Origin of the sequence: Mycobacterium dioxanotrophicus (assembly GCF_002157835.1) — a bacterium.
In the GTDB taxonomy this organism is placed as follows: domain Bacteria; phylum Actinomycetota; class Actinomycetes; order Mycobacteriales; family Mycobacteriaceae; genus Mycobacterium; species Mycobacterium dioxanotrophicus.
This window is the reverse complement of the sequence record NZ_CP020809.1, coordinates 3,036,468-3,063,031: the sequence shown is the minus strand read 5'-3', so window position 1 is coordinate 3,063,031 and position 26,564 is coordinate 3,036,468. Positions and strand designations below refer to the sequence as shown.

Annotated in this window: 22 protein-coding genes and 3 rRNA genes; 7 read left to right on the top strand and 18 right to left on the bottom strand. The window is 65.1% G+C overall.

What is annotated here, in order from left to right; genetic code table 11:
* Positions 1-16: 16 nt before the first annotated feature.
* The 5 genes from BTO20_RS14770 to BTO20_RS14750 form a co-directional block, all read right to left on the bottom strand.
* Complete coding sequence (locus BTO20_RS14770; RefSeq protein ID WP_087076993.1) at positions 17-637, bottom strand: NUDIX domain-containing protein; 621 nt, start codon at positions 635-637, stop codon at positions 17-19.
* Positions 630-2,396, bottom strand: coding sequence for a CTP synthase (locus BTO20_RS14765; RefSeq protein WP_087076991.1), 1,767 nt, complete (start codon positions 2,394-2,396; stop codon positions 630-632). Before BTO20_RS14765 ends, BTO20_RS14770 begins: the two co-directional genes overlap by 8 nt.
* A 192-nt stretch (positions 2,397-2,588) precedes the next feature.
* Positions 2,589-3,527, bottom strand: a complete 939-nt coding sequence (locus BTO20_RS14760) for a copper transporter (protein WP_087076989.1) — start codon at positions 3,525-3,527, stop codon at positions 2,589-2,591.
* A gap of 14 nt (positions 3,528-3,541) precedes the next feature.
* Complete coding sequence (gene steA / locus BTO20_RS14755; protein WP_087076986.1) at positions 3,542-4,726, bottom strand: putative cytokinetic ring protein SteA; 1,185 nt, start codon at positions 4,724-4,726, stop codon at positions 3,542-3,544.
* Between the two features lie 100 nt (positions 4,727-4,826).
* The gene (locus BTO20_RS14750) at positions 4,827-5,345 is read right to left on the bottom strand and encodes a CGNR zinc finger domain-containing protein (RefSeq protein ID WP_087076983.1); all 519 of its coding nucleotides are present in this window, start codon (positions 5,343-5,345) and stop codon (positions 4,827-4,829) included.
* A gap of 145 nt (positions 5,346-5,490) precedes the next feature.
* Between BTO20_RS14750 and BTO20_RS14745 the strand changes: the two genes are divergently transcribed.
* The 4 genes from BTO20_RS14745 to BTO20_RS39300 all read left to right on the top strand — a co-directional run bounded on the left by BTO20_RS14745 (position 5,491) and on the right by BTO20_RS39300 (position 8,138).
* The gene (locus BTO20_RS14745) at positions 5,491-5,952 is read left to right on the top strand and encodes a VOC family protein (protein WP_087076981.1); all 462 of its coding nucleotides are present in this window, start codon (positions 5,491-5,493) and stop codon (positions 5,950-5,952) included.
* A gap of 10 nt (positions 5,953-5,962) precedes the next feature.
* On the top strand, positions 5,963-6,802 hold the full coding sequence (locus tag BTO20_RS14740; protein WP_232491139.1) for a PNPOx family protein: 840 nt from the start codon (positions 5,963-5,965) through the stop codon (positions 6,800-6,802).
* 4 nt (positions 6,803-6,806) lie between these two features.
* Positions 6,807-7,951 (top strand): IS3 family transposase gene (locus BTO20_RS14735; protein WP_087072522.1). Its coding sequence is split into 2 segments (ribosomal slippage): positions 6,807-7,074 and positions 7,074-7,951, totalling 1,146 coding nucleotides; the frame shifts between segments, so codons are not numbered across the junction.
* Positions 7,952-7,985: 34 nt separating this feature from the next.
* Positions 7,986-8,138 carry a hypothetical protein gene (locus BTO20_RS39300; RefSeq protein ID WP_198344389.1) on the top strand — a complete coding sequence of 51 codons (153 nt, stop codon included), beginning with the start codon at positions 7,986-7,988 and terminating at the stop codon, positions 8,136-8,138.
* Between the two features lie 14 nt (positions 8,139-8,152).
* On the opposite strand, the gene recN is transcribed toward BTO20_RS39300, so the two are convergent.
* From recN to BTO20_RS14685, 10 genes are all read right to left on the bottom strand, one after another.
* Complete coding sequence (gene recN, locus BTO20_RS14730) at positions 8,153-9,916, bottom strand: DNA repair protein RecN (protein ID WP_087076977.1); 1,764 nt, start codon at positions 9,914-9,916, stop codon at positions 8,153-8,155.
* Between the two features lie 4 nt (positions 9,917-9,920).
* The gene (locus BTO20_RS14725; RefSeq protein WP_087076975.1) at positions 9,921-10,844 is read right to left on the bottom strand and encodes an NAD kinase; all 924 of its coding nucleotides are present in this window, start codon (positions 10,842-10,844) and stop codon (positions 9,921-9,923) included.
* Positions 10,841-11,650, bottom strand: coding sequence for a TlyA family RNA methyltransferase (locus BTO20_RS14720; RefSeq protein WP_087082099.1), 810 nt, complete (start codon positions 11,648-11,650; stop codon positions 10,841-10,843). The genes BTO20_RS14725 and BTO20_RS14720 overlap by 4 nt, the downstream gene beginning before the upstream one ends.
* 6 nt (positions 11,651-11,656) lie before the next feature.
* The gene (locus BTO20_RS14715) at positions 11,657-11,866 is read right to left on the bottom strand and encodes a hypothetical protein (RefSeq protein WP_064946747.1); all 210 of its coding nucleotides are present in this window, start codon (positions 11,864-11,866) and stop codon (positions 11,657-11,659) included.
* A 77-nt stretch (positions 11,867-11,943) separates the two neighbouring features.
* Complete coding sequence (locus BTO20_RS14710) at positions 11,944-12,750, bottom strand: tetratricopeptide repeat protein (RefSeq protein WP_087076972.1); 807 nt, start codon at positions 12,748-12,750, stop codon at positions 11,944-11,946.
* A 152-nt stretch (positions 12,751-12,902) separates the two neighbouring features.
* Positions 12,903-13,016: ribosomal RNA gene (gene rrf, locus BTO20_RS14705) — 5S ribosomal RNA — on the bottom strand.
* Positions 13,017-13,175: 159 nt separating this feature from the next.
* A 23S ribosomal RNA gene (locus tag BTO20_RS14700) occupies positions 13,176-16,288 on the bottom strand.
* 352 nt (positions 16,289-16,640) lie between these two features.
* Positions 16,641-18,155 (bottom strand): 16S ribosomal RNA (locus BTO20_RS14695).
* The 16S, 23S and 5S rRNA genes sit together here, the layout of an rRNA operon.
* 400 nt (positions 18,156-18,555) lie before the next feature.
* Positions 18,556-19,842, bottom strand: a complete 1,287-nt coding sequence (gene tyrS, locus BTO20_RS14690) for a tyrosine--tRNA ligase (RefSeq protein ID WP_198344388.1) — start codon at positions 19,840-19,842, stop codon at positions 18,556-18,558.
* 44 nt (positions 19,843-19,886) lie between these two features.
* Positions 19,887-20,498, bottom strand: coding sequence for a DNA-3-methyladenine glycosylase (locus tag BTO20_RS14685; RefSeq protein WP_087076968.1), 612 nt, complete (start codon positions 20,496-20,498; stop codon positions 19,887-19,889).
* Between the two features lie 69 nt (positions 20,499-20,567).
* Between BTO20_RS14685 and BTO20_RS14680 the strand changes: the two genes are divergently transcribed.
* From BTO20_RS14680 to BTO20_RS14670, 3 genes are read left to right on the top strand one after another with little or no spacing between them, the layout of a single operon-like run.
* Entirely contained in the window at positions 20,568-21,314 is a 747-nt protein-coding gene (locus BTO20_RS14680; protein ID WP_087076966.1) for an ABC transporter ATP-binding protein, read from the top strand.
* A complete protein-coding gene (locus BTO20_RS14675) occupies positions 21,257-22,084 on the top strand; it encodes an ABC transporter permease (protein ID WP_198344387.1) in 828 nt (275 codons plus the stop codon). Before BTO20_RS14680 ends, BTO20_RS14675 begins: the two co-directional genes overlap by 58 nt.
* Positions 22,081-22,686, top strand: a complete 606-nt coding sequence (locus BTO20_RS14670) for a TetR/AcrR family transcriptional regulator (RefSeq protein ID WP_087076964.1) — start codon at positions 22,081-22,083, stop codon at positions 22,684-22,686. Before BTO20_RS14675 ends, BTO20_RS14670 begins: the two co-directional genes overlap by 4 nt.
* Here BTO20_RS14670 and BTO20_RS14665 read toward each other — a convergent pair.
* The 3 genes from BTO20_RS14665 to BTO20_RS14655 are packed head-to-tail and all read right to left on the bottom strand — an operon-like array spanning position 22,669 to position 26,501.
* Complete coding sequence (locus BTO20_RS14665) at positions 22,669-22,884, bottom strand: Trm112 family protein (RefSeq protein ID WP_087076962.1); 216 nt, start codon at positions 22,882-22,884, stop codon at positions 22,669-22,671. The two genes, BTO20_RS14670 and BTO20_RS14665, sit on opposite strands and share 18 nt — an antisense overlap.
* A gap of 3 nt (positions 22,885-22,887) precedes the next feature.
* A complete protein-coding gene (locus BTO20_RS14660) occupies positions 22,888-23,445 on the bottom strand; it encodes a hypothetical protein (RefSeq protein WP_087076960.1) in 558 nt (185 codons plus the stop codon).
* 59 nt (positions 23,446-23,504) lie between these two features.
* Positions 23,505-26,501, bottom strand: a complete 2,997-nt coding sequence (locus BTO20_RS14655) for an acyl-CoA synthetase (RefSeq protein WP_087076958.1) — start codon at positions 26,499-26,501, stop codon at positions 23,505-23,507.
* Positions 26,502-26,564 lie beyond the last annotated feature (63 nt).

The following is a 26,564-nucleotide window of genomic DNA, read 5'->3' as shown; positions in this document are numbered from 1 at the left end:
ACAGGAGACGGGAGCGTCACTGCAGGCCTTTGCGCCGCCGAAATGCCGTCGGCCGGTCAGTCCACGGAGCGTCGACCGTCCGCAACGAGTCCATATCCGCCATCGTGTGAGCGGCCAGAATCCCAGCCACCGCAATCGAATTCACGATCTCACCGGCGAACACCCGGGACACCGCCTGTGCCAACGGAACCCGCTCCGCGCGCATGTCGGCTTCTTCGTCGTGCGCCTCGGGCCGGTCGATGTGGCTCAGGCCGGTGGCCAGGAAGATTCGCACGCTTTCATCGGAGAACCCCGGCGTGGAGTCCAGATCGACGAGCACGCGCCAGTTCGCGGCGACCAGGCCGACTTCCTCTTCGAGCTCGCGGGCCGCGGTGACCTGGGGTGGTTCCCCACCGAGATCGAGCAGCCCGGCGGGCAGCTCCCACAGTCGCCGACCCAGCGGGTGCCGGTACTGGTACACCAGCACCACATTGCCGTCGTCGTCGAGGGCGACCACGGCGACCGCACCGTAGTGCTCGACGACCTCACGCCGGGCCGACCCGCCGCCCGGCATGCTGACCTCATCGGCCCGCAGGGCGAAAATCTTTCCGACGTAAACGGTTTCGCTTGCGAGCGTCTCGAAGTCGTGTTCAGCCACGGATCTCCGATGTCTCCAAGGAGGTGTCCAGGGACTCGTCGACGGCTTCGGTCTCCTCGGAGTACGACTCAGGCAGGTCCATGCCGGGCAGCCGTTCCTCGGCCTTGTAGGCCAGCGCTGCCCCGATGAACGCCGCGAACAGCGGATGCGGCCGGGTGGGCCTGCTCTTGAGCTCGGGGTGCGCCTGGGTGCCCACCAGGAAGGGATGGACCTCGGGCGCGTACTCGACGAACTCGACCAGGTGACCGTCGGGCGAGGTGCCCGAGAACCGCAGACCGCTCTTGGCGATGCGATCCCGGTAGGCGTTGTTGACCTCGTAGCGGTGCCGGTGCCGCTCGGACACCTCGGTGGCTCCGTAGGCCTGTGCGACCACCGAACCCGATTGCAGAACCGCCGGGTAGGCGCCGAGGCGCATGGTGCCGCCGAGGTCGGCCTCTCCGGACACGGCGTCCTGCTGGTCGGCCATTGTCGAGATCACCGGGTCAGGAGTGGCCGGGTCGAACTCGGCGGAGTTCGCGCCGGTGATGCCGACGGTCCGCGCGGCCTCGATCACGATGCACTGCAGCCCGAGACACAGTCCCAGTACCGGCAGTCCGCGCTTGCGCGCATAGCTGATGGCGCCGATCTTGCCCTCGATACCGCGGATGCCGAACCCACCGGGAATGAGCACGCCGTGCACGTCGGACAGGGCCGCCGCAGCTCCGCTCTCGGACTCGCAGTCGTCGGAGGCCACCCACCGCATCTCCACCTTGGCGCGGTGTTTGAAGCCGCCGGCGCGCAACGCCTCGGCGACCGACAGGTAGGCGTCGGAGAGGTCGATGTACTTGCCCACCAAGGCGATCCGGACGGTCTCCTGGGGGTCGTGGACGCGCCGCAGCAGGTCGTCCCACTCCGTCCAGTCGACGTCCCGGAAGGGCAGGTTCAACCGGCGCACCACATAGGCGTCGAGTTCCTCGCGGTGCAGCACCTTGGGGATGTCGTAGATCGACGGAGCGTCGGGCGTGGAGATCACACCGTCGACGTCGACGTCGCACATCAGCGCGATCTTGTTCTTCAGCGGTTCGGGCACGTCGCGGTCACAACGCAGGATCAGCGCGTCGGGCGTGATACCGATGCTGCGCAACGCGGCCACCGAATGCTGGGTGGGCTTCGTTTTCAGCTCGCCGGACGGCGCGAGGTACGGCACCAGCGATACGTGCAGGAAGAAGACGTTGTCGCGGCCCACGTCGTGGCGGACCTGGCGGGCGGCCTCCAGGAACGGCTGCGATTCGATATCGCCGACCGTGCCACCGATCTCGGTGATCACCACATCGGGCCGGTGCCCGCGGGCATCGGGCTCGGCCATGGCCAGGATGCGGTTCTTGATCTCGTCGGTGATGTGCGGGATCACCTGGACGGTGTCACCGAGGTACTCACCGCGGCGCTCCTTGGCGATGACCGTCGAATAGACCTGGCCCGTGGTCACGTTGGCCGAGCCCGACAGATCGCGGTCCAGGAAGCGCTCGTAGTGGCCGACGTCCAGGTCAGTTTCGGCGCCGTCCTCCGTGACGAAGACCTCGCCGTGCTGGAACGGGTTCATGGTGCCCGGGTCGACGTTGAGATACGGGTCGAGCTTCTGCATGGTCACCTGCAGTCCCCGAGCGGTCAGCAGCTGACCCAGGCTGGATGCGGTCAGACCCTTTCCGAGCGATGACACCACGCCACCGGTGACAAAAATATGCTTGGTGGCGGTTTGCGGGTGCTTGCGTAAGGGGGGCAAAAACAACCTCCGTGACGACGGGCAGGGGATCGCCGAACTGGCCTGGGGCCTGCCGACCCACGGAATCTCACCTTAACACCGTCGCGGACAAGCTGTTGCAGACGCACCGCGGACGGGAGGAGCAAATCGGTGCCGCGGACGCGAGGAGCAAATCAGATACCGCGGACATGAGGAGCAAATCTATGCGGGCCGCTACTGCGGCAGGGTGACCGAGGCCGCACCGCGACCAGTGCCGTACTGTCCCGGCTTGCCACCGGACGCGAGTTCGCCGAGGGCCAACACGGTCGTGATCTGGCCAGCGCTGGTGTCAGCGTCGTCGACAGTACTGACGGCGCCGGTGAGACCGGCATCGGATCTGACCACCGCGACCGGGCCCGTGCCCGAGGCCGAACCATCGCGGCCGATCAGGACGACACCGGATCCGTGCGGAGCCAGCCCGGCGGCCAGTCGCGCGACCGTGGTCCCGCGGTTGCCGCCGTCGTCGCCCAACGGCCCTCCCGTCACGATCACCGCGGTGTTGGCGGCGCCGATGTGCCCGTTGTAGCTGAGGAACCCGGTATCGCGCAGCGCGGTCAGCACGGTGTTGCGCTGGGTGTCGTCGACCGGAGGAACCGTCGGGTTCTTGTCGATGAGCAGCGCCATCCCGAGAAGGTCGCCCGCCTGCGAGCCTTGGTCGAGGGCGACGGTGTTGAGCTGTTTGCCTGCGGGCACGACGGGCGAGTTGACCACCGAGAGCAACTTGTCGGCAGAGTTGGCCTCGACGAACTCGCTCGTCATCGACACCGCGCCGCTGACGGTGCCGCCGGCCTGTCCGATGATGCGCGCGATCGCGTCGACATCGCCGTCGGCGGCGTCGGGCGTGCGGAACAGCACCACGGACTTGTCCTTGAGCGCGTCACGCACCATCCGCGGCGCCAGTTGCGCATCGAATTCGCCTGCGGCGTTGAGTTTCTGGTTGAGCGCGTTCTTGTCCTCGGTGAGCGAGTCGATCTGGTGTTGAAGCTGTTGTTTGTCGTCACGCAAACCGGACAGCACCGTGTTGGACAGCAGCCCGGACCCGAGGGCGACGCCGATGGCCAGCGCCAGGAACACCGCTGCCAACGAGATCGCGTGTGCGCGTAGTGAAATCACAGCTCAGCCGTCGACTAGCTGACCAGGCCCTGCACCCAGGTGATGAACTGGTGCCAATAGTTGGCCACCCAGTCGAGCACCGCGGTGTCGGCGCGCGACACCCACAGCGCGACGATGACGGCCACCAGCATGGCCAGCACCAGCAGCGCGATCGCACCGCCGGACACCCGGCTGCGGTAGAGCGTTGCCACCGCTTTGGCGTCGACCAGCTTCTCCCCCACCTTCAGCCGGGTCAGGAAGGTCGACGGGTTGCTGGCCTGCCGGGAGCGGTCGAAGAACTCCTCGATGTTGGCGGCGTGGCCCGCGGTGACGATCAGCGAGGCGCCGTGGTGGTCACACAGCAGCAGCGCGAGGTCGGCGGCCGACCCGGCGGCCGGGAAGGTCATCGCCCCGATCCCGAGATCCTGAATGCGCTCGAGCCCGGCGGCGTGGCCATCGGCGTCGGCGGGCAGCACCACCTGGGCGCCGCAGCGCAGCACCTCCACGCTCAGCTTGTCCGGATCACCGACGATCAGCGCGGGCCGGTACCCGGCCTTGCGCAGCACGTCGGCGCCGACCCCGACACCGACGAGAACCGGCTGATACTCCTTGATGAACGGCTTGAGGGCCCTGAGGTCCGCGGCGGCGTTGGGTTCCTCGGCGACGATCACCACGTGCCTGCGGTGCAGGTCGACGTCGACGTCCGGGATGCCGATGCCGTCGATGAGCAGGGGGCTCTCGCTGCGGATGAACTCGATGGTGTTGCCGGCGAAGGCCTCGAGATGGGCCACCAATCCGCTCTTGGCCTCGTGCATGAGGTCGTGGATCTCATGGTCGGTGCGCTCGGTGCCCAGGGCGAGGCGCCGGTCACCGGCGTACACGCCGCCGTTGTTCAACCGCACCCGCGCGCCGTCTTTGACCTTCTTGAAGATCTCGGGGCCGGCCTCGTCGATGAGCACCACGCCGTTGGCGACCAGCACCTCCGGACCCAGATTGGGATAGCGGCCGGAGATCGAGGGGGATGCGTTGACGACACCGGCGACATTGGCCTCGACCAGCGCGTCTGCGGTGATCCGGTCCAGGTCCTGGACGTCGAGCACGACGATGTCCCCGGCCCCCACTCGGCGAAGAAGTCGATCGATGTCGCGGTCCACCCGGGCAGTTCCCGTGATCCCCGGGCGCGAACTGGCATTGCGGGCAAGCAGCGCTGACATCTTCATGCGCCGATTCTGTCGGGGATCAACGGGCTAGCCACGGAGGCGCGCCGTAACATCAGCCTCAGAAGTGACCTTTAGTCACATGCGTAACAACTAAACGGTCTCAATCGCGCTTCGCGGCGTAGTGACGCGCAGCCTTCGCCCGATTGCCGCAGACCGCCATCGAATGCCACCGTCGCGCGCCGTTCTTCGAGGTGTCGTGGAACCACAAGATGCAGTGCGGGTGCGCGCACTGCTTGATGCGATCGGGTGCCTCTCCGAGCAAACTCAACAGACTGTCGGCCGCCAGCCACGGCGCGAGCCATGGGTGCGGTACGTCGGCGAGTTCTTGCGGGCCGGACTCGGAAAGCGTCCGCCGGATCCGGCCGCGGTCGAGCACGGCATTGAGGTCGTCCGAGGAGCGGCGCTCGACCACCGCGAGGATCGCCTCGCGCGTGGCCACCAGCGCACTGCGCACCTCTTCGTCGGCCCGGCAGCGATCGGCGAGGTGGTTGGTCGCAAGCCAGCACTGCACGCCATCCACGTCGGACAGCAGGTCTTGGGGGCCGTCACTCGACATCCATCGCGTGTTCAACAGATCCAGCGCGAGGGGTTCGCCGAGGTGAGGGCGCGGATCGCGCATACCCGACATTATCCCGCCTCCTTCCGCGGCGAACCGGACCCCGACCGACTAACCATTGAAATTAGTTTAACCGGTTGACACCCCGTCGGAATTCTGCCTAACCTTCATTTGTCAGTTTATCGGTTACGCCTCTTGGAGGAGCACGATGCCCACCGCCATCACCCCCCGCCCCGCCACCGGCCATGTCGGCCTCAACGTCACCGACCTCGAGCGGTCGATCGAGTTCTATCGACGGGCCCTCGGTTTCGAGCCCATCAGCGTCAGTACGGACGGCGAGCACCGGTACGCATTCCTCGGGTCCGAAGGCGTCCTTCGACTGACCCTCTGGCAGCAGAGCGACGGCGCCTTCTCGGCGAATACGCCTGGCCTGCACCACCTGTCGTTCGAGGTCGACAGCGTGGATCAGGTGCGGGCAGTGGAGGCGGTACTCAAGGAACACGATGTCCGGTTCGCCTACGACGGTGTCGTCGCACACGGAGAGGGGGCCGCATCGGGTGGCATCTTCTTCACCGACCCCGACGGCATCCGGCTGGAGGTGTACGCACCCGGCGGCGCAGAGCATGCCCCGGCACCCAGCGGTTCGGCTCCCACCTGCGGCTTCTTCTGAGTCGGTCGCGGTGAACGCTCTCTATCACCCAGGTGAGCTCGCGGTCCAGCAGCGCATGGGCCAGACCGAGATCGCCGAACGCGTCGGCCGGATGGTCCGCCAAGAAATCCCCGCTGCCGCGGCGGACTTCCTGACCGACCAACCTCTGATCGTGCTGGCCGCGGCCGACGACGCGGGCCGGCTATGGACCAGCCTGATCGCCGGGGCGCCCGGCTTCGTGCGCGCCGAGGACGCGCGGACCGTCACGATCAGCGGGCTACCCGCTGCGTGCGACCCGCTGCACGACGCCCTGCAGCGGACCCGCCCGGTGGGCCTGATCGCTGTCCAGCCGCAGACGCGACGCCGGATGCGGGTCAACGGAACAGCCGAGCCGATCAGCGGTGGGGTGCGGATCCGCACCGAGCAGGTGTACTCGAACTGCCCGAAATACATCACGCGCCGCCACGTCGAGGCGGTGCGACCGACCGCCCTCCCCCGCGCCCACCGCACGGTAATTCTCTCCGAGGATCACCGCAGAACGATCGTCGCGACCGATACGTTCTTCATCGGGTCCGCCGACCTCGAGGGAAACACCGATGCATCCCACCGCGGCGGCAATCCCGGATTCCTCCAGGTACTTTCGCCGACGCGCTTGCGCTGGCCGGATTACCGCGGCAACTCGATGTTCATGACGCTCGGCAACATCAGCGCCAATCCCCGCTGCGGACTGCTGATCCCGGACTGGCACACCGGCGCCACCCTCCAACTCACCGGAACCGCCGAGATCGGATGGAAATGGCGTGTTCCCACTGATTGGGTCCATGCAGTTTTAGAGTCCTGTAGCCCGATGTCGGGCGTGAAGGGACGATGAACGTATGGCTGGTCGGAAGCGGCATTCCGCGGAGGACATTGTGCGCAAGCTGCGTCGCGCGGACGAGTTGGCTGCGGCGGGTAAGACCGGTGAGGAGATCGCCGCTGAGCTGGAGGTGTCGGCGGCGACGCTGTACAACTGGCGCCGCGCCTATGGCGGGATGGACACCGATGCCGCCAAGGAACTCAAGGAGCTGCGCGAGCAGAACGCTCGGCTCAAGCGGCTGCTGGCCGAGGCTGAGCTGGTCAAAGACGCCTTGCGGGAGGTCGCCAAGGGAAAATTCTAGGCCCAGCTGCCAAGCGCCGCGCCGTCGTCATGCTCACCACCACGTTGGGCATGTCGGAACGGTTGGCGTGCACCGCAGTTGGGCTGGCCCGCTCCACCCACCGCCGCCTGCCACTGTCGCAGACCCCCGTCGATCCGGACGCCGAGACGCGGGCCTGGCTGCGTTCCTACGCCACCAAACACCCATGTCACGGGTTCCGCCGCGCCTGGGCGGCGTTGCGCTACGACGAGCGCCGTGAGGTCAACAAGAAGAAGATCCACCGTCTGTGGCGCGAGGAGGGGCTGCAGGTGAAAGTCAGGTCGCCGCGTAAGCGGGCTGGGGTGTCGTCGATCCCGCCGATCGAGGCCGATGCTCCGAAGGTGGTGTGGGCGATCGACTTCCAGTTCGATTCCACTGTCGACGGCAAGGCGATCAAGATCGCCTCGATGGTCGACGAGCACACCCGCGAGTCGCTGCTGAACATGGTCGAACGCTCGATCACCGGCAAGGAGCTCGTCGATGAGCTGGAGAAGGTGTTCGCCGTGGCCGGCGGGCCGCCGAAGGTGCTGCGGATGGATAACGGTCCGGAGTTCATTTCTCAAGCGCTGCAACAGTTTTGCGACGGCAAGTTAGGTACGTCGTATATTCCGCCAGGGACGCCGTGGAATAACGGGCATATTGAATCATTTAACAACCGGCTTCGGAAGGAGTGCCTCAACCGCAATCACTGGAACACCCTGTTCGAGGCCCGCGTGGTCATCGGAGACTTCAAGGAAGAGCATAACCACCGACACCGCCACTCATCGCTGGGTTACCTAACGCCGGCCGAGTACGCTGCGGCATGCAGGTGCACCCACACCCCGGTGGCCTGCGAGATCAACTGAATCTGGATCAACCAAACCCCGACTCCAAGACCGGGTGGACTCAGAAACGGGGACTCGCCAGAAAGAGCAGCCTGCGGCCGGTAGCCAGTGCTGGATCGACTTCACGATGACCGAACTGGTGGAGCTCAGCGACGTGAGCCCGTTGCGCTGGGGTGCGGCCGAACTCTCCCCGGCCAATCCGGCCTGACGCAGGCGGACCCGTCAGGGCGCAGTGCGTTCCTGCTGCGCCGCTTCCAGCAGTTCCCTGGCATGTGCCCTGCCGCTGTCGGACTCCCCCAGGCCGGCCAGCATTCTGGCCAGTTCGGCGACGCGCTCGTCGTCATCGATCCGCCGCACGCCGCTGGACTTGCGGCGTCCGTCACCGGCATCGACGAGCAGGTGCGCGTCGGCGTAGGCCGCCACCTGCGGGAGGTGGGTGACGACGATGACCTGATGGGTCCGGGCCAGCCGGGCCAACCGGCGGCCGATCTGCACTGCCGCGCGTCCACCCACACCGGCGTCGACCTCGTCGAACACCATCGTGGTGCCCTCGGCCGAGGCCGACAGCACCACCTCGAGCGCGAGCATGACGCGCGAGAGCTCACCGCCCGATGCGCTCTTGGTCAACGGGAGAACATCGGCGCCGCGGTGCGCGGTGAAGCCGAACTCGACGGCATCGACCCCGTCGTGGCCGGCGTGTACGACCGTCCCGTCCGGCAGTGTCACCGGTGATGAGTCGTCGGCCCGCGCGGGCATCGGGGTCACGGTGATGCTGAAGATCGCATTGGCCATGGCCAAGCCGGCCAGTTCCGACGTGACCGCCTTGGCCAGACCCTTGGCGGCCTTGACCCTGACCTTGGTCAGCTCGCCGGCGGCCGCCACCACCTGGCCTTCCAGTTCTCCGACGCGACGCTCCAACGTGGCCAACGTCTCCTCCGACACGTCCAGCTGTGCCAGCCGGTCGGCGGCATCACGGGCCCAGGCCAGCACCCCGTCGATATCTGCCGCGTACTTGCGGGTCAGTGTGCGCAGCTCCGCCTGCCGCGCCAGCTTGGTCTCCAATGTGCTTGCATCGCTGGGCAATTCGTCCAGGTAATGACCGAGCTCTGCGGTGACGTCGCTGATCACCACGACCGCTTCGGCCAATCGGACGCCCAGCGCCTGCAGCGACGCGTCATCGGTGGACTCCAGAGCCGATTTCGCCTGCCCCACACCGTCGGTCGCCGACACCGCATCCGGCGACGGATCGTCGAGCGCACCGGACAGCGCCACTCGCGCCGTCTGCGCGGCCTCCCGCAGCGCATCGAGCTCCGAGAGCCGCCGGATGTCGGCGACGATGGCCTCGTCCTCACCGGGCTGCGGTGCCACTGCGTCGATCTCGTTGATCCCGAAGCTCAGCCGGTCGGCCTCCTGGGCGAGTTCGCGCGCCCGTTGCCGACGGTCGACGAGATCCTTGCGCGCGAGCTGCCATTCCTCCCGGATACGGCGATACCGCGCCAACAGCTTGTCCACGTCGGCATACCGGTCCAGCGCCACCCGCTGCTCGTCCGGACGCATCAATCGCAGCTGATCGTTCTGTCCGTGCAGCGTCAGCACTTCAGCGGTGAAACTGCTCAGCGACTTCGCCGGCACGCTGCGGCCGCCGAGGTACGCGCGCGATGGCCCGACCCGGCTGACCGAACGCGCGGCGATCACCGTTCCGTCGTCGTCGCGGTCGGCACCGGAGGATTCCAGCAGCTCATCGACCCGCAGTGCCACGTCGGCACCGAGTTCTGTGGTGCTGAACCGTCCTTCGACCACGGCCCGGTCAGCACCCGACCGCACCCGGGTGGCATCCGCACGAGCACCGCCGAGCAGATGCAGGCTCGTGACCACCATGGTCTTGCCCATGCCGGTCTCACCGGTCAACACGGTCAGTCCGCGGTCGAACTCGGCGGTGGCAGAGCTGATCGCGCCGAGCGATTCGATTCGGATCTCAGCTAGCACGTGCCTACTTCCCCCGCCAGCCTCTGACCGGCAGCTGGAATTTGCGCACGAGCCGGTCGGTGAACGGTGCGCTGTCGAGCCGGACCCATTTCAACGGCGTCCCGCATCGGGTCACCTCCAACCGTCCGCCGGCGGGCAGGACCATCTCCCGGCGGCCGTCGCAGAACACCAGGGCGTCATGACCACTGGCCTCGATCTCGATGGCGATCGACGCATCCGGGCTGGTGACCATCGGCCGGGCGAACAACGCGTGGGCGTTGTTGGGTACCACCAAGATCGCCTCCAAGTCCGGCCAGAGCACCGGGCCGCCCGCGGAGAAGGCGTATGCCGTGGACCCGGTGGGCGTGGAGACCAACACCCCATCGCAACCGAACGCCGACACCGGCCGGCCGTCCACTTCGAGAACCACGCCGAGTACGCCGAGCCGGGGCCCCTTTTCGAGGCTCGCCTCGTTGAGCGCCCAGCCCCGGTTGATGATGTCGTTGCCGACGCGCACCGACACATCGAGGGTCATCCGGTTCTCGATCCGGTAGGCCCGCTTGATGACATGGTCGAGCACGTGGTCAATGGCCTCGGCTTCGGCCTCGGCCAGGAATCCGATCCGGCCGAGGTTGACGCCCAACACCGGGATCTCCACATTGCGCGCCAACTCGGCGGCCCGCAGGAACGTGCCGTCACCACCCAGCACCAGCACCAGCTCGCAGCCCTCGGCGGCGCGTTCGTCGGGGTCGACCACCTCGATCTCGACACCGAGTGCGCGCATGTCGTCGGGAGCCAGGTGCAGCGGGCCCCGGTCGACGGCTTCGGCCGACAGCACCCGCAGGCCGATCCCGTTGTCGCCCAGCACTTTTTCGACCCGGCGGGCGACCTCGGTGGCCTCATCCCGTCCGGTGTGTACCACCAGCAGTATCGTGCGCTCGCAGATCATTGCGGGCCCTCCTCGACCGCCCGGTGTACCGCCAGTTCCAGCGATTCACCGCGCAGCGGCTCGTCTGTTTCGGCGCGCAGCCGCAGAAAGTACTCGACATTGCCCGATGGTCCGGGAAGCGGGCTCGCCGTCACGCCGACAGCATGCCAGTGCAATTCCGCCGCCCTTCGGGCGACCGTACACACCGCCTCGGCCCGCAACCGCGGGTCCGACACCACCCCGCCGGCCCCGACGCGATCCTTACCGACCTCGAACTGAGGCTTCACCATGGGAACGATATCGGCGCTCGGCCGGGCACATGCGGTGAGTGCGGGCAGCACCGTCGCCAGGGAAATGAAAGACAAGTCGGCGACGACGAGATCCACCTGACCGTCGATGGCCTCTGGCGTCAGCTCACGGACATTCGTGCGCTCGATCACCCGCACGCGGTCATCGGACCGCAGAGACCACGCCAGCTGCCCGTAGCCGACATCCACCGCGACGACCTCGGAGGCTCCCCGGTCCAGCAGCACCTCGGTGAATCCACCGGTCGAGGCTCCGGCATCCAGGCACCGCCGATCCGAGACGTCGAGCCCGAACGCGTCCAGCGCGCCGATCAGCTTGTGGGCCCCGCGCGACACCCAGCTGCGCTCCTGGGTTTCGGCGACGACGATGTTGGCGTCGACCGTGATGGCTGTCGCCGGCTTGGCGGCAGGCATGCCGTCGACACGAACCCGGCCTGCGGCGATCAACTCCGCCGCCTGCTGGCGTGACCGGGCAAGCCCACGTCTGACCAGCTCGGCGTCAACACGAGCCCGACGAGCCACCGCCACTCACCTACCGGGCTCGGCACTGCCGCCGGCCACACCTCTGTCGACCGACTCGAGCGCGGCCACGAGTACTCCGTGGGCTTCTTCCAGCCGGGACGCCACGGCCTCGATCTCCTCGATGGCCACATCGGCACCGTCTGCGTCGCTCATCTCCGGCAGCTGAGCCAGCACGGCGGCCACCAGCGACCGCACCTGATCTGGATCGGTAGTCATAGCGCTTGTCACGCTAGTCGATAGATGTGGACAGCAACGACCACCGCCACCGCGCGTGCCGGGCCAGCGTCGTCACGTCAGGCGAGTTCCGTGACCCGGTCCTCGGCGTCGGTGACGCCGTCCACGTCGGACGCGGCCGCATTGATGAACCACTGCAGCGCTTCGTCCGAACGCTCGAGCGCCAGCAGCGTATCGGCGTAGACGTAGAACAACCGCGCCGCAGTCTGGCCGGTTTGGGCCGGATCCAGTTGTGGGGTCGAGAGAATCGCGAGGGCCTGTTCGAACTGCCCCAGATCGGACCGGGCGCCCGCGACGACGATGCGCAACTCGTCGGCGTCATCGCCGGTGAGTGCGGCGGCCTCGTCACTGCGGGCCAGCTCGATGGCGCGTTCCGGACGCCCCACCCCCCGTTCGCAGTCGGCGATCATCGGCAACAGGGCCGACTTGCTGCCCATCCGGCGGGCGGCGCGCAGCTCTGCCAGCGCCTGGGCCCAGTCGCCGGCGTGATAGGCAGCGATGCCCACCGCTTCTCGAACCGCGGCGATACGGCCGGCCCGGTTGCGCGCCGCGCGGGCGTGCGCCAGCGCGGTGTCCGGATCCTCATCGATCAGATTGCCCGCCGCGACCAGATGGCGCGCAACGTAATCCGCGGTGGCCTTGTCGAGGGTGATCAGTTCACGCCGGACCTCCGGCGCCAGCTGCTTGGCCTCGATATCGGACCCGAGTAACGGAACGTCTGACGTCCGTTGGTCATCGGTGCGCGGCTGTGTCCCGCGCGCACGGTTCGGACCGGACGAGCGCGGAGCTGACTGCCGGCGCTGACCTTGGCCACCCGATGCACGCCGCGGCCGACGCTCGCCGCCGCCTTGTCTCTCTCCGACCACGTGTGCCTTTCTTGCCTACCCTCCCGCAAAGGATACTGGCAGGCGCGAAGCCGACATAATCGTCGAATTCGGTGAATTGTGTGGATGAAATATGGGTGTGTGGATATATGAGAATCGCCCCCCACGGGTGTGGGGGGCGATTCTTAATGTGTGTTCGGCGGTGTCCTACTTTTCCACCCGTGTGGGTAGTATCATCGGCGCTGGCAGGCTTAGCTTCCGGGTTCGGGATGGGACCGGGCGTTTCCCTGCCGCTATGGACCGCCGTAACTCTATTCACCCGTTTCTGGGTGTGAAACCTTGTGTGTTTTGGTGGTGGGGTGCGGTGTGCACCCACGACACAGTGGTCGCGTGTGTGGTTGTGGTGTGGTTGCGAAACAGGATGTGCGTGTTCTTACTGAGACTCATCAAACATGGTGTTTGTTGGGTTGTTGTAAGTTTTCGGCCGGTTAGTGCCAGTTCCCTGCGCCTATTGCTAGGTGTCTAGGTCTGGTCTATCGATCCCGTGGTCTGCGGGGGGCCTTATCCCACTTAATGGGTGAGAAGCCTGGTCTTGGAGGGGGTTTCCCGCTTAGATGCTTTCAGCGGTTATCCTGTCCGAACGTGGCTATCCAGCCATGCCCCTGGTGGGACAACTGGTAGACCAGAGGTTCGTCCGTCCCGGTCCTCTCGTACTAGGGACAGATTTCCTCAAGCTTCTGACGCGCGCGGCGGATAGAGACCGAACTGTCTCACGACGTTCTAAACCCAGCTCGCGTGCCGCTTTAATGGGCGAACAGCCCAACCCTTGGGACCTGCTCCAGCCCCAGGATGCGACGAGCCGACATCGAGGTGCCAAACCATCCCGTCGATATGGACTCTTGGGGAAGATCAGCCTGTTATCCCGGGGTACCTTTTATCCGTTGAGCGACACCCCTTCCACTCAGAGGTGCCGGATCACTAGTCCCGACTTTCGTCCCTGCTCGACATGTATGTCTCGCAGTCAAGCTCCCTTGTGCACTTACACTCAACACCTGATTGCCGTCCAGGTTGAGGGAACCTTTGGGCGCCTCCGTTACATTTTAGGAGGCAACCGCCCCAGTTAAACTACCCACCAGGCACTGTCCCTGAACCGGATATACGGTCCGAGGTTAGAGGCCCAATACGATCAGAGTGGTATTTCAACAACGACTCCACACAAACTGGCGTCTGCGTTTCACAGTCTCCCACCTATCCTACACAAACCGTATCGAGCACCAATACCAAGTTGTAGTGAAGGTCCCGGGGTCTTTTCGTCCTGCCGCGCGTAACGAGCATCTTTACTCGTAGTGCAATTTCGCCGAGTCTATGGTTGAGACAGTTGAGAAGTCGTTACGCCATTCGTGCAGGTCGGAACTTACCCGACAAGGAATTTCGCTACCTTAGGATGGTTATAGTTACCACCGCCGTTTACTGGGGCTTAAATTCTCCGCTTCACCCCGAAGAGTTAACGGGTCCTCTTAACCTTCCAGCACCGGGCAGGCGTCAGTCCGTATACATCGTCTTGCGACTTCGCACGGACCTGTGTTTTTAGTAAACAGTCGCTTCTCACTGGTTTGTGCCACCCCTCCCGCTACCCACCGCAAGGGTGTTCACGATATGGGGGTCCCCTTCTCCCGAAGTTACGGGGGCATTTTGCCGAGTTCCTTAACCATAGTTCACTCGTACGCCTTAGTATTCTCTACCTGACCACCTGTGTTGGTTTGGGGTACGGGCCGTGTATGTCCTCGCTAGAGGCTTTTCTTGGCAGCATAGGATCACCGAATTCGCCTCACTCGGCTATGCATCACCTCTCAGGATCAACGAAACGCGGATTTACCTACGTTCCTCCCTACAGGCTTACCCCGGTATTACCACTGACCGGTACGGCTACCTTCCTGCGTCACCCCATCGCTTGACTACTACCAAAGAAGGTCCCACGCAGCCAGCGATCCTCGCACCCCGAAGGGATTGATGGACCACCTTTTGGGTGGTTAGTACCTCTGATTCATCAGGGACGCACACACACGGGTACGGGAATATCAACCCGTTGTCCATCGACTACGCCTGTCGGCCTCGCCTTAGGTCCCGACTCACCCTGGGCGGACTGGCCTGGCCCAGGAACCCTTGGTCTTTCGGCGGGCAAGGTTCTCACTTGCCTATTCGCTACTCATGCCTGCATTCTCACTCCCACACCCTCCACCACTCGATCACTCGGCGGCTTCACCGGACGCAGGACGCTCCCCTACCCAACGACACAAGGTCGTTGCCGCGGCTTCGGCGGTGTGCTTGAGCCCGCTACATTATCGGCGCACAATCACTTGACCAGTGAGCTATTACGCACTCTTTCAAGGGTGGCTGCTTCTAAGCCAACCTCCTGGTTGTCTTCGCGACTGCACATCCTTTTCCACTTAGCACACGCTTAGGGGCCTTAGCCGGCGATCTGGGCTGTTTCCCTCTCGACGCACGGAGCTTATCCCCGCCGTCTCACTGCCACACTCTTGGACTTGTCGGCATTCGGAGTTTGGCTGACGTCAGTAACCTAGTAGGGCCCATCGGCCATCCAGTAGCTCTACCTCCAACAAGAAACATGTGACGCTGCACCTAAATGCATTTCGGGAGAACCAGCTATCACGGAGTTTGATTGGCCTTTCACCCCTACCCACAGCTCATCCCTCAGTCTTCAACCTAAGTGGGTTCGGGCCTCCACACGGTCTTACCCGCGCTTCACCCTGGCCATGGGTAGATCACTCCGCTTCGGGTCCAGAACACACCACTACACCAACCCCAACGGGATGGATACGCCCTATTCAGACTCGCTTTCGCTGCGGCTACCCCACCCGGGTTAACCTCGCGACATGTCCCTGACTCGCAGGCTCATTCTTCAAAAGGCACGCCATCACCCACGACACAGTCGAAGGCTCTGACGGATTGTAAGCGCACGGTTTCAGGTACTATTTCACTCCCCTCCCGGGGTACTTTTCACCATTCCCTCACGGTACTCATCCGCTATCGGTCACTGGGAAGTATTCAGGCTTACCGGGTGGTCCCGGCAGATTCACAGCAGATTTCACGGGCCCGCTGCTACTCGGGAACACCATCAAGACAGACGTCGGGTTTTCACGTACCGGGCTCTCACCGTCTACGGCAGGCCATCCCAAGCCACTTCCGCTAACCACAACATTTTCTCACTGCCCTCTGAGGAGGTAGCCCCAGAAAGATGGGTCCCACAACCCGCACACACAACCCTACCCGGTATCACATGCATACGGTTTAGCCATCCTCCGCTTTCGCTCGCCACTACTCACGGAATCACCATTGTTTTCTCTTCCTACGGGTACTGAGATGTTTCACTTCCCGCGTTCCCCCCAACGCCTATGTATTCAGCGTTGGGTGACACGACATCACTCGTGCCGGGTTTCCCCATTCGGACATCCTCGGATCCACGCTCGGTTGACAGCTCCCGAGGCATATCGCAGCCTCCCACGTCCTTCATCGGCTCCCAGTGCCAAGGCATCCACCATGCGCCTTAAACACTTACAACACAAAAACCAAAAATGAGTTTCAAAAGAAATTGCACATCAACACACAACAACAACACCCACCCAAAGGCAGATGCCACATTCTTGCGCGCTAGATGCTCGCAACCACTATCCACAAATCAAACACCACACCCCACCACCAAAGCAGGGCAACAACACACCCCTGCCCCAACGGGACAGGACCGCGGGCCTGTTGTCTCAAAGCCCAATAGTGTGTCCGATGATTTTCCGCAGATGCTTTCCCGCATCCCACGCCAAGTTTGTTGTTGCACCAAACCCGGTCACTACAACCAGACAGGTTCCTCACGGCTCACACCCTCCCCAATAGAGGATGCCTCTCGTGGTGCTCCTTAGAAAGGAGGTGATCCAGCCGCACCTTCCGGTACGGCTACCTTGTTACGACTTCGTCCCAATCGCCGATCCCACCTTCGACGGCTCCCTCCCACAAGGGGTTAGGCCACCGGCTTCGGGTGTTACCGACTTTCATGACGTGACGGGCGGTGTGTACAAGGCCCGGGAACGTATTCACCGCAGCGTTGCTGATCTGCGATTACTAGCGACTCCGACTTCACGGGGTCGAGTTGCAGACCCCGATCCGAACTGAGACCGGCTTTGAAAGGATTCGCTCCACCTCACGGTATCGCAGCCCTTTGTACCGGCCATTGTAGCATGTGTGAAGCCCTGGACATAAGGGGCATGATGACTTGACGTCATCCCCACCTTCCTCCGAGTTGACCCGGCAGTCTCCTACGAGTCCCGGCATAACCCGCTGGCAACATAGGACAAGGGTTGCGCTCGTTGCGGGACTTAACCCAACATCTCACGACACGAGCTGACGACAGCCATGCACCACCTGCACACAGGCCACAAGGGAACTGATATCTCTACCAGCGTCCTGTGCATGTCAAACCCAGGTAAGGTTCTTCGCGTTGCATCGAATTAATCCACATGCTCCGCCGCTTGTGCGGGCCCCCGTCAATTCCTTTGAGTTTTAGCCTTGCGGCCGTACTCCCCAGGCGGGGTACTTAATGCGTTAGCTACGGCACGGATCCCAAGGAAGGAAACCCACACCTAGTACCCACCGTTTACGGCGTGGACTACCAGGGTATCTAATCCTGTTCGCTCCCCACGCTTTCGCTCCTCAGCGTCAGTTACTGCCCAGAGACCCGCCTTCGCCACCGGTGTTCCTCCTGATATCTGCGCATTCCACCGCTACACCAGGAATTCCAGTCTCCCCTGCAGTACTCCAGTCTGCCCGTATCGCCCGCACGCCCACAGTTAAGCTGTGAGTTTTCACGAACAACGCGACAAACCACCTACGAGCTCTTTACGCCCAGTAATTCCGGACAACGCTCGCACCCTACGTATTACCGCGGCTGCTGGCACGTAGTTGGCCGGTGCTTCTTCTGCACATACCGTCACTCACGCTTCGTCTGTGCTGAAAGAGGTTTACAACCCGAAGGCCGTCATCCCCACGCGGCGTCGCTGCATCAGGCTTGCGCCCATTGTGCAATATTCCCCACTGCTGCCTCCCGTAGGAGTCTGGGCCGTATCTCAGTCCCAGTGTGGCCGGTCACCCTCTCAGGCCGGCTACCCGTCGTCGCCTTGGTAGGCCATTACCCCACCAACAAGCTGATAGGCCGCGGGCCCATCCCACACCGCAAAAGCTTTCCACCACAACCCATGAAGGCCATGGTCCTATCCGGTATTAGACCCAGTTTCCCAGGCTTATCCAAAGTGCAGGGCAGATCACCCACGTGTTACTCACCCGTTCGCCACTCGAGCACCCGAAGGGCCTTTCCGTTCGACTTGCATGTGTTAAGCACGCCGCCAGCGTTCGTCCTGAGCCAGGATCAAACTCTCCAAACAAAAACCCCGGGACAAAACCCGAAAGAATTCACATTCAGAAAAATCCGATCACAAACAACAGACACCAAAAACCGGCATCCAAAAAAACAAAAGGTCACACCCTAAACGGGAAAAAGAATGCAACCAAAAACAACAAACAAAAACCACCAAACACACTATTGAGTTCTCAAACAACACACCCGAGACGTCCACACCAAAAATCCGCGGCTAAAAGCCGCGATCTCTAGTGCGGGCGCTGAGGAACCCCCACCTTAGCGGAAGACTCTCTCGGACTTTGTCCTCGCTCCGCGGCTGGGCCGCGTCGCTCTGACCTGCAATAAGTTACGCGAGGGCTAACAGCGAGTCAAATGCCCAGGTCACCGCGACATCTGCCCTGGTCAGAGGCTCGGCAGCCGTCGGGCTACGCCCCGACGCGCTCGACACCGGCAATGTTGCGCTTGCCACGTCGCAACACCAGCCAACGGTCATGCAAAAAGTCGGCGGGCTGTGGTATCCACTCGTCACTTTCAATACGGGTGTTGTTGACGTACACGCCACCTTCGGCGACATTGCGTCGCGCAGCTCCCTTACTCGCTGCCAATCCACTCGCCACCAACAAATCGGTGATCGTGTCCGCACCACCCGGCTTCAACTCGGCGACCTGTCCACTACTCGCCTCACGCAGAGCGGCGGACAACGTGGATTCGTCGAGGTCCGTCAGCTCGCCACGGCCGAACAGCGCCTGGCTGGCAAGTTCGACCGCTCGGGTCGCTCCTTCCCCGTGGACGAGCGTCGTCAACTCCCGCGCCAACCGCCTCTGAGCGGCGCGTTCGTGCGCACGGGTCCGGGTGGCGTCGTCGAGCTCGGCGAGTTCCTCGGCGGACAGGAAAGTGAACCACCGCAGGTACCGCACCACGTCGGCGTCGGCAGCGTTGACGAAGTACTGGTACCAGGCATACGGGCTGGTCAGCTCGGGGTCGAGCCAGAGATTCCCGCCTCCGGTGGACTTGCCGAACTTCTTGCCCTCGGAGTCGGTGACCAGCGGCGTCGTCATGGCGTGCACCGTGGCGCCGAGCTTCTGGCGCACGAGCCGGGCCCCCGCCACGATGTTTCCCCATTGGTCGGAACCACCGATCTGCAAAGCGCAACCGTGCCGTTGGTGCAGTTCCACGTAGTCGTTGGCCTGCAACAACATGTAGCTGAACTCGGTGTAGGAGATGCCGTCGCCTTCGAGACGGCGCCGCACGGTGTCACGGTCGAGCATCACGTTGACCGAGAAGTACTTGCCGATGTCCCGCAGGAACTCAATCGCCGACAACTCGCCTGTCCAGTTCAGGTTGTTCTCGACGATGGCACCCGTCGGTGAGTCGTTGAACTCGACAAACCGTTCCAGCTGCCCGCGGATACGGCCGGCCCAGTCGGCCACCGTGTCAGCGGTGTTCAGGGTCCGTTCCCCGGTTTCGCGCGGATCACCGATCATCCCCGTCGCGCCGCCGGCCAGGACGATGGGCCGGTGGCCGGCCTGCTGGAACCGGCGCAGGGTCAGCAACGGCACCAGGTGCCCGGCATGCAGGCTCGGCGCGGTCGGATCGAAGCCGGAGTACACGGTCACCGGCCCGTTGACCAGGTCCCCGGCCAGCGCGTCGCGGTCGGTCGATTGCGCGATCAGCCCGCGCCAGTCCAGCTCCTCCAGGATGTCCGTTGACATAGGGAGATCATGCCGCATCGTCGCATCGCTCAGCCGTCCGGCGATCAGTCGCTGTCGCCGGGCGCGGGTGCCCGCGGGCTTCTCCGGTAGGCGGACACCTCACGGCGTCCCTCGAGCCAGAATCGCCAGGGCCGGTCGGCCGCCACACTGACACCGACCCGCGGCCCGTCGACCGCCGCGTGCGGTGCACCGAACCGCAGCCGGACCGGACTGCGCTCGTCGAACAGGTCGATTCCGTTGTCCTCCATGATGATTCCGAGCGCCGAACACAGATTGCCGGGGCCGCGAGCCAGCGCCGCCGGTGTCACCGCGGCGCCCCGCCGGTCTTGGGCCTGCGGCAGTCCGCCGGTGACGGCTGCCGCCCGCAGCAGCACCGCACCTGCGATCCCGTCGTAGCCGCACACCACGTTGGCGCACACGTGGATGCCATGGCTGCGGTAGGTGTACATCCGCCCGGGCGGGCCGTACATCACCAGGTTGCGCCCCCGCGGGCCGCGAAAGGAGTGGGACGCGGCGTCGGGCCAGGGCCCGTCGAGCGGCCCGCCGTAGGCCTCGACCTCGACGATCGTCGCCTCGACGCCACGCCCGCTGAGCTGGGCGCCGAGTAGCCGACGGGCTGCTGCAACCGGGTCTCCCACCAGTAGTTCGGCGCCCATCCGAGCGATTCTGCACTGCTGGGCCGGGCACCGTTGACACCGGTCCACGACCGGGAGGATATTCATTACATGATGACTTCATCGTCTGATGAATTCCGATCACGGCCGGCCGTCGACATCGCAGGGCTGACGGTGATTCGTGGCAAGCGCCCAGCGCTGCGCGATGTCACCGTGCAGATCGCCCGCGGCGCGATCACCGGCCTGCTCGGCCCGTCAGGTTGCGGAAAGACCACGTTGATGCGGTGTGTGGTAGGCACCCAGATCATCGCCTCCGGATCGGTGACCGTGCTGGGACACCCCGCCGGCAGTGCCCCGCTACGGCACCGGGTCGGTTATGTCACACAGGATCCGACCATCTACGACGACCTTCGGGTCATCGACAACGTCCGCTATTTCGCCGCGCTATACGGCACCACCGCCAAAGCCGCCGACGATGCGGTTCAAGCGGTCGGCCTGCACGATCACCGAACCGCGTACTGCGGCAACTTGTCCGGTGGTCAGCGCACCCGCGCATCGCTGGCCTGCGCGCTGGTCGCCGACCCCGAGCTGCTCGTACTCGACGAACCCACCGTCGGCCTCGATCCCGTGCTACGCGTCGAACTCTGGGAGCAGTTCCGCGAGCTGTCCCGGCGCGGGGCCACCCTGCTGGTCTCCAGCCACGTCATGGACGAGGCCGACCACTGCGGCGACCTGCTCCTCATGCGCGAAGGCAGCGTGCTCGCCCACACCACCCCGGCCCAACTCCGGAAGGACACGTCATGCACATCCCTGGAGGAAGCGTTTCTGACCGTCATCCGCCAGCGCACCGCGGCCTGACCCAACGCAGCCGGCTCAGCCCGCAGGCCTACCTGGCGACGACCGGTCGGATCCTGCGTCAACTCGCCGCCGATCACCGCAGCGTGGCGATGATCCTGGTGGTGCCGAGCCTGGTCATCACGCTGATGTACTTCATGTTCCACGACGCACCACACCGGCCGGGCGCGCCGAGCCCGTTCAACAACGCCTGTCTGATCATGCTCGGCGTGTTTCCCCTGGTGGTCATGTTCCTGATCACCTCGATCACCATGCAGCGCGAACGGGTTTCGGGGACGCTCGAACGGATCCTGACCACCCCGTTGCGGCGGTTCGACCTGCTGGCCGCCTACGGCACGGCATTCTCGATCGCGGCCGCCGCACAAGCGAGCCTGGCGTGCATCGTCGCCTTCTGGTTCCTCGGGTTCAGCACCGCAGGCAGTCCGCTGTTGGTGTTCCTCATCGCCATCATCAACGCTGTGCTCGGCGTCGGATTGGGCCTGCTGTGCAGCGCGTTCGCTCGCACGGAGTTCCAGGCCGTGCAGTTCATGCCGGTGGTGATCGTCCCGCAGCTGCTGTTGTGCGGCATCATCGTGCCCCGCGAGGCGCTGCCCGAATGGCTGCAGTGGATCAGCAACGTGCTGCCCGCCAGCTATGCGCTCGAGGCGCTGCAGCAGGTCGGTTCCCATCCGGATCTGACGGCGATCGCCGCGCGTGACATCGCCGTGGTGGTGGGCTTCGCCGCCCTGGCGCTCGGCCTGGCGGCAGCGACCCTGCGACGACGGACCCCATGAGAGAACGCAAACGGCCAGGACGGCCACCGGGCCCGTCCGACACCCGGGATCGCATCCTCGCCAGCGCGCGGGAGTTGTTCGCGCGCAACGGGATCGACAAAACATCGATCCGGGCGATCGCCACCGATGCCGGGGTGGATCCCGCATTGGTGCACCACTACTACGGGACCAAGACCCAACTGTTCGCCGCCGCGATCCATATTCCGATCGATCCGATGACCGTGATCGGGCCGCTGCGGGAGGTTCCGGTCGGGCAGCTCGGCCACACGCTGCCGTCAATTCTGTTGCCGCTGTGGGATTCCGAGATGGGCAAAGGGTTGATCGCCACGTTGCGCTCGATCCTGGCCGGTGGTGAGATCTCGCTGCTGCGGACCTTCCTGCAGGACGTCATCGTCGCCGAGGTCGGGCCCCGCGTCGACAACCCACCGGGCAGCGGCCGAACACGGGTGCAGTTCGTGGCATCGCAGCTCTTTGGTGTGGTGCTGGCGCGCTACATCCTGGAGCTTGAGCCGTTCAAATCGCTGTCGGTCGAGCAGGTTGTCGAGACCATCGGCCCCAACTTGCAGCGGTATCTGACCGGGGAGCTACCCGGCTTCGGGTGAGCCGGCCAGGTCCAACAGCCGCTGATGCTCGGCGTCGTCGACCTCGACAGCCTCGTCGACGAGCAGGACCGGGATGCCGTCGTCGATGCGGTAGGCCCGGCGCAGCCGCGCGTTGTACAGCCAGTCATTGCCGGCCAACAGGAGAGGGCCACGATCCTGCGGGCACACCAGAATCTTGAGGAGCTTGTCGTCGATCACCGATCAGCCGATCGGGACGTTGATGCCGGAGTTGTCGGGGCCGAGTGAGATGCCGGGCGTACCTGGTGCACCGGGGATGGGCACCTGGCCGGGACCGGTCTGGTTGATGCCGGCGGAGATGCCACCCGAGGACTGCGAGCCGTTGGCGCGCGCCTGCAACTTGCGCTGATAGGCCAGCGTGTTCTTGAGCGCATCGATCAGCGGCGTCTGGTTGGGCCGCTTGTCCAGCGCGGCGACGATGGCCTCGCGGTTGCCATTCGACGGCTTGAAGCCCTGCGCCCGCAGTTGCAGGATCGAGTGGATCAACTGGGAGATCTGGCCGCCACCCGCGCCGGTGTCGTACTCCTTGTCGATGATGGCGAGCGCCTCGTCGGCCGTCATCTCCGGTGCTGCGGGCGGCGCGTCAGCCGTCGCTGCCGCATTCGCATTGGCGTCAGCCGCGGGATCGGCCAGCGCGATCGGCGCTCCGACGCCGGCCAGCAAGCCGGCGGCGAGTGCGCTACCGGCCACCGCGCCGGTGACGGCAACCCGCCAACGGTTTCCGCTCGTCTGCGATGTCATCAATCCTCCACTCGGTGCGCCGCATGGCGGAGCCTAACAGGGCTCCGACGATACGGCTGCTAGGACGGATCGGCAGCCGTATCGGGCTCGCCCTGTCCTGAGCTCAGTTCGGTCCATACGGCCACGGTCAGCGTCTTGTACGTCTGGGTATCGGGATCGAGGTACCAGGAGTTACGCCGGGCCGGTTTCGGAAGTCCGGCAACCTGCAACGGGCCCGCCATCGGCCGGTACGACGCGCCGAGTTCCATGTCGGCCACCACGTGCACGAAGTCCGGCGGGTTGCCCACCGGCAGGTCCGCGAGTGCGTGCGTGAGATCGGCGGTAGGGATGCTGCCGCCCGGGCGGAGCGCCAGAGCAGTGACGGCCACCTGCTGACCGCCCAGGTCGACGCCGTAGGTGACGGCGAGGTCGACGGCGTCGAGGCGTCCCACGGCGTCGCTGATCGGGGTGCCGTAGACGGGTCCGCGCTCGGTGTGGATCACGGCGGTGCGGTTGTCCACCTGCCAGTAGTCGCCGTCCTCATCGCGGCGGAACAGGAACTCGGTGGACACCCAGGTGTCGGCCGGTGCGAAGACACCGCGCTTGACCGCGGCGGTCGGGTCGACCGGCCCACGCGGATGGGCCAGCAGCACGCCGACCTCGTTCGGATCGGCCTTGCGGACGAAGCCCTGCTCATCCTCGAGAATGAGATCGTCGTCGGCGTCGTAGGCGGCCAATTCGACGTGCCCGGCGCCGGGCAGTGGCCGGCCCTTGCTGCCGATCTTGGCGCCGGCCACGTTGGCCAGCACTGCCTGCCCGTCGGTGGTCGCGAAGAACTCCACCACCTGGGCGGGCTCGAAGATCTCGACCACCCGCTTCCACAGTCCTGCGGGCATGCCGGAGCCGATGAACAGCCGCACCGGATGTGAGCCGACGAGCGAGAAGGACGGGTCGTCGATGACCTCGCGCAGCATCGCCCAGGTGTAGGAGACGACCGTGACGCCGTACTGGCGGATCTCCTGGAGGAACCGGTCGGGCTGCAGACCGCGCGACAGCGCGATGCGCGAGCCACCCACGACCGCCCCGCCGAGGGCGACCAGCAGTCCGGACTGGTGGTGCAGCGGCGTCAGGCAGTACACCGTGTCCCCGCGGCCGAGGTTGGCCGCCGACGCGGTGCCGAACGCCGACAGCGCCCACCGGAAGTTGGTGATCTGCCGGGCGACGAGTTCGCCACCGACCGTGGTGAACGCGACGAAGGCGAGGTCGCGCGCCAGGCCGGGGTTGGATCGGTACCAGCCGGGCAGCTCGACCACGTCTGGGTTGATCTGCTCCATGTCGATGACGTCGGAGTCCTCGGGCAGGTGCAGGTCGCGGTTCTCGCCGCCGCCCAGCACCAGGACCCGGGTCTCCAGCTGCCGGGCCGCCTCAAGATGGCTCGGGTCCGCGATGATCTCCGACACCCCGCCCAGCCGCGCAGCTTCCGCCAGATCCACATCGGGCGGCATCAACACGGCCACGGCACCCAGGCGCGACAGCGCGGCGATGGCCACCAGCGCGCTGGGCCGCGTCTCCATCAGCACGCCGACGTGTGCGCCCTGACGCACCCCGACGTCGATCAGGCCGCGGACCACGTTGTTGATCCGGCGGTCGACGGCTTCGTAGGTGTGCACCCGGCCGTCGAACAGCAGCGCCTCGCCGTTGGGGAGATTGCGCGCCTGCTCGCTCATGATGCGGCCCAGCGAGATCCGGGTGTGGTCGTTGACCTGCCCGAGGCGGGCCAGCCTCGGCAGCGTGCGGGCCGTTTCGATGACCAGCGTCCGGGCCGACTTGTTCGCCGCCACCAACGCGTCGGCCGCCGAACGGGCCACGCCGAAGGCCATCTCGGTGGCGGCGGTCGCGCCATGGGTGACGCGCGTCGTGAACGACACGCCGCCTTCGGGGTGATCGGCCGACGGCAGGCCCATCGGGACGACGCCGTCGGGCATCTCCTCGGCGTTGTCGAGCCACTTGACCCACTGGGCCACCGTGGGCCACGTCTGATTCGAGGCCTTCGAGCCGACGACCAGGCCGAAATGCCCGGCCCGGATCAGGTATTCGTACACGTCGGCCTGCGGTGCGGCGCGTTTGATGCCCCGGACCGCCACCGGCTGCCCGATGTCGTCGACCTCACCGACCACGGCGAGCACCGGGCAGTCGATGTCGGACAGCGTCACCAGGTCGCCGTGGATGGAGAAGCCGCCGGTCATCATTCGGTTGTGGGCGATGAACTGCTTGAGCAGCTCGGAAATCGCAGGGCCGGACCAGGCGATCCAGCCCTCGGAGGCCAGGAACCGCCGTTGCTGCTCGCGAGGCAGCAATGCCTCACGGTCGTGCAACTGGCGCAGGAAGTCCAGCCGGGACTGGGCCGTCTTGATCGGGTCGAGCATCTGGAAACCGGTGCGGGCCAGCCAGCCGGGGATGTCGATCCGGCTGAAGACATGGTCGGCCATGAAGTCGGCGGCACCGGCGGCGACACCGGCGGGCAGGTTCATCGGGAGTGCGGCCAGTGTGTCCACCGGCGACCCGAACGCGATGATGCTGGCCAGGTCCTTGGACCGCCGATACGCGGCGGTCTGGTAGGCGAACATGCCGCCCTGTGAGTAACCGGCGAGGTGCACGTCGCGACCGGTGACCGTCTTGACGGTGTCGATGGCTTCGCTGAGCGCCACGACGTGGTCGGCGAGGTTGCGCTGCATCCCGCCCTCGACCTTGTCCGGCGAGCCGAAATCGATCACCCACGGGTCGATGCCTGCGCGATGCAGGATGCCCACGGCGCCTTCGTCGCGAGTCACGTCCCACATGTCGGCGGCCATCATCATCGGGTGCACCATCAACACCGGCGGGCCGGGGTCTGCGGCACCGGGACGGACGTCGGGCGGGAAGTACCGGCGCAGCTTGAACATCGGCACGCTCTGGATGATCTGGAACGGAGATGGGACGGCGCCGGTCTCCAGGCCTCCGTAGCGCAGCACCTCGAGCCCGTTCTGCGCAGTCGCCAGCAACCGCTCCACCGGTTTGGTCACTGCCGAGAAATCCATCAACGCCCGCTCCCCTACGTTTTGACGTGCTGTCCCCGACCGACGTGGTCATCATGGCACGTC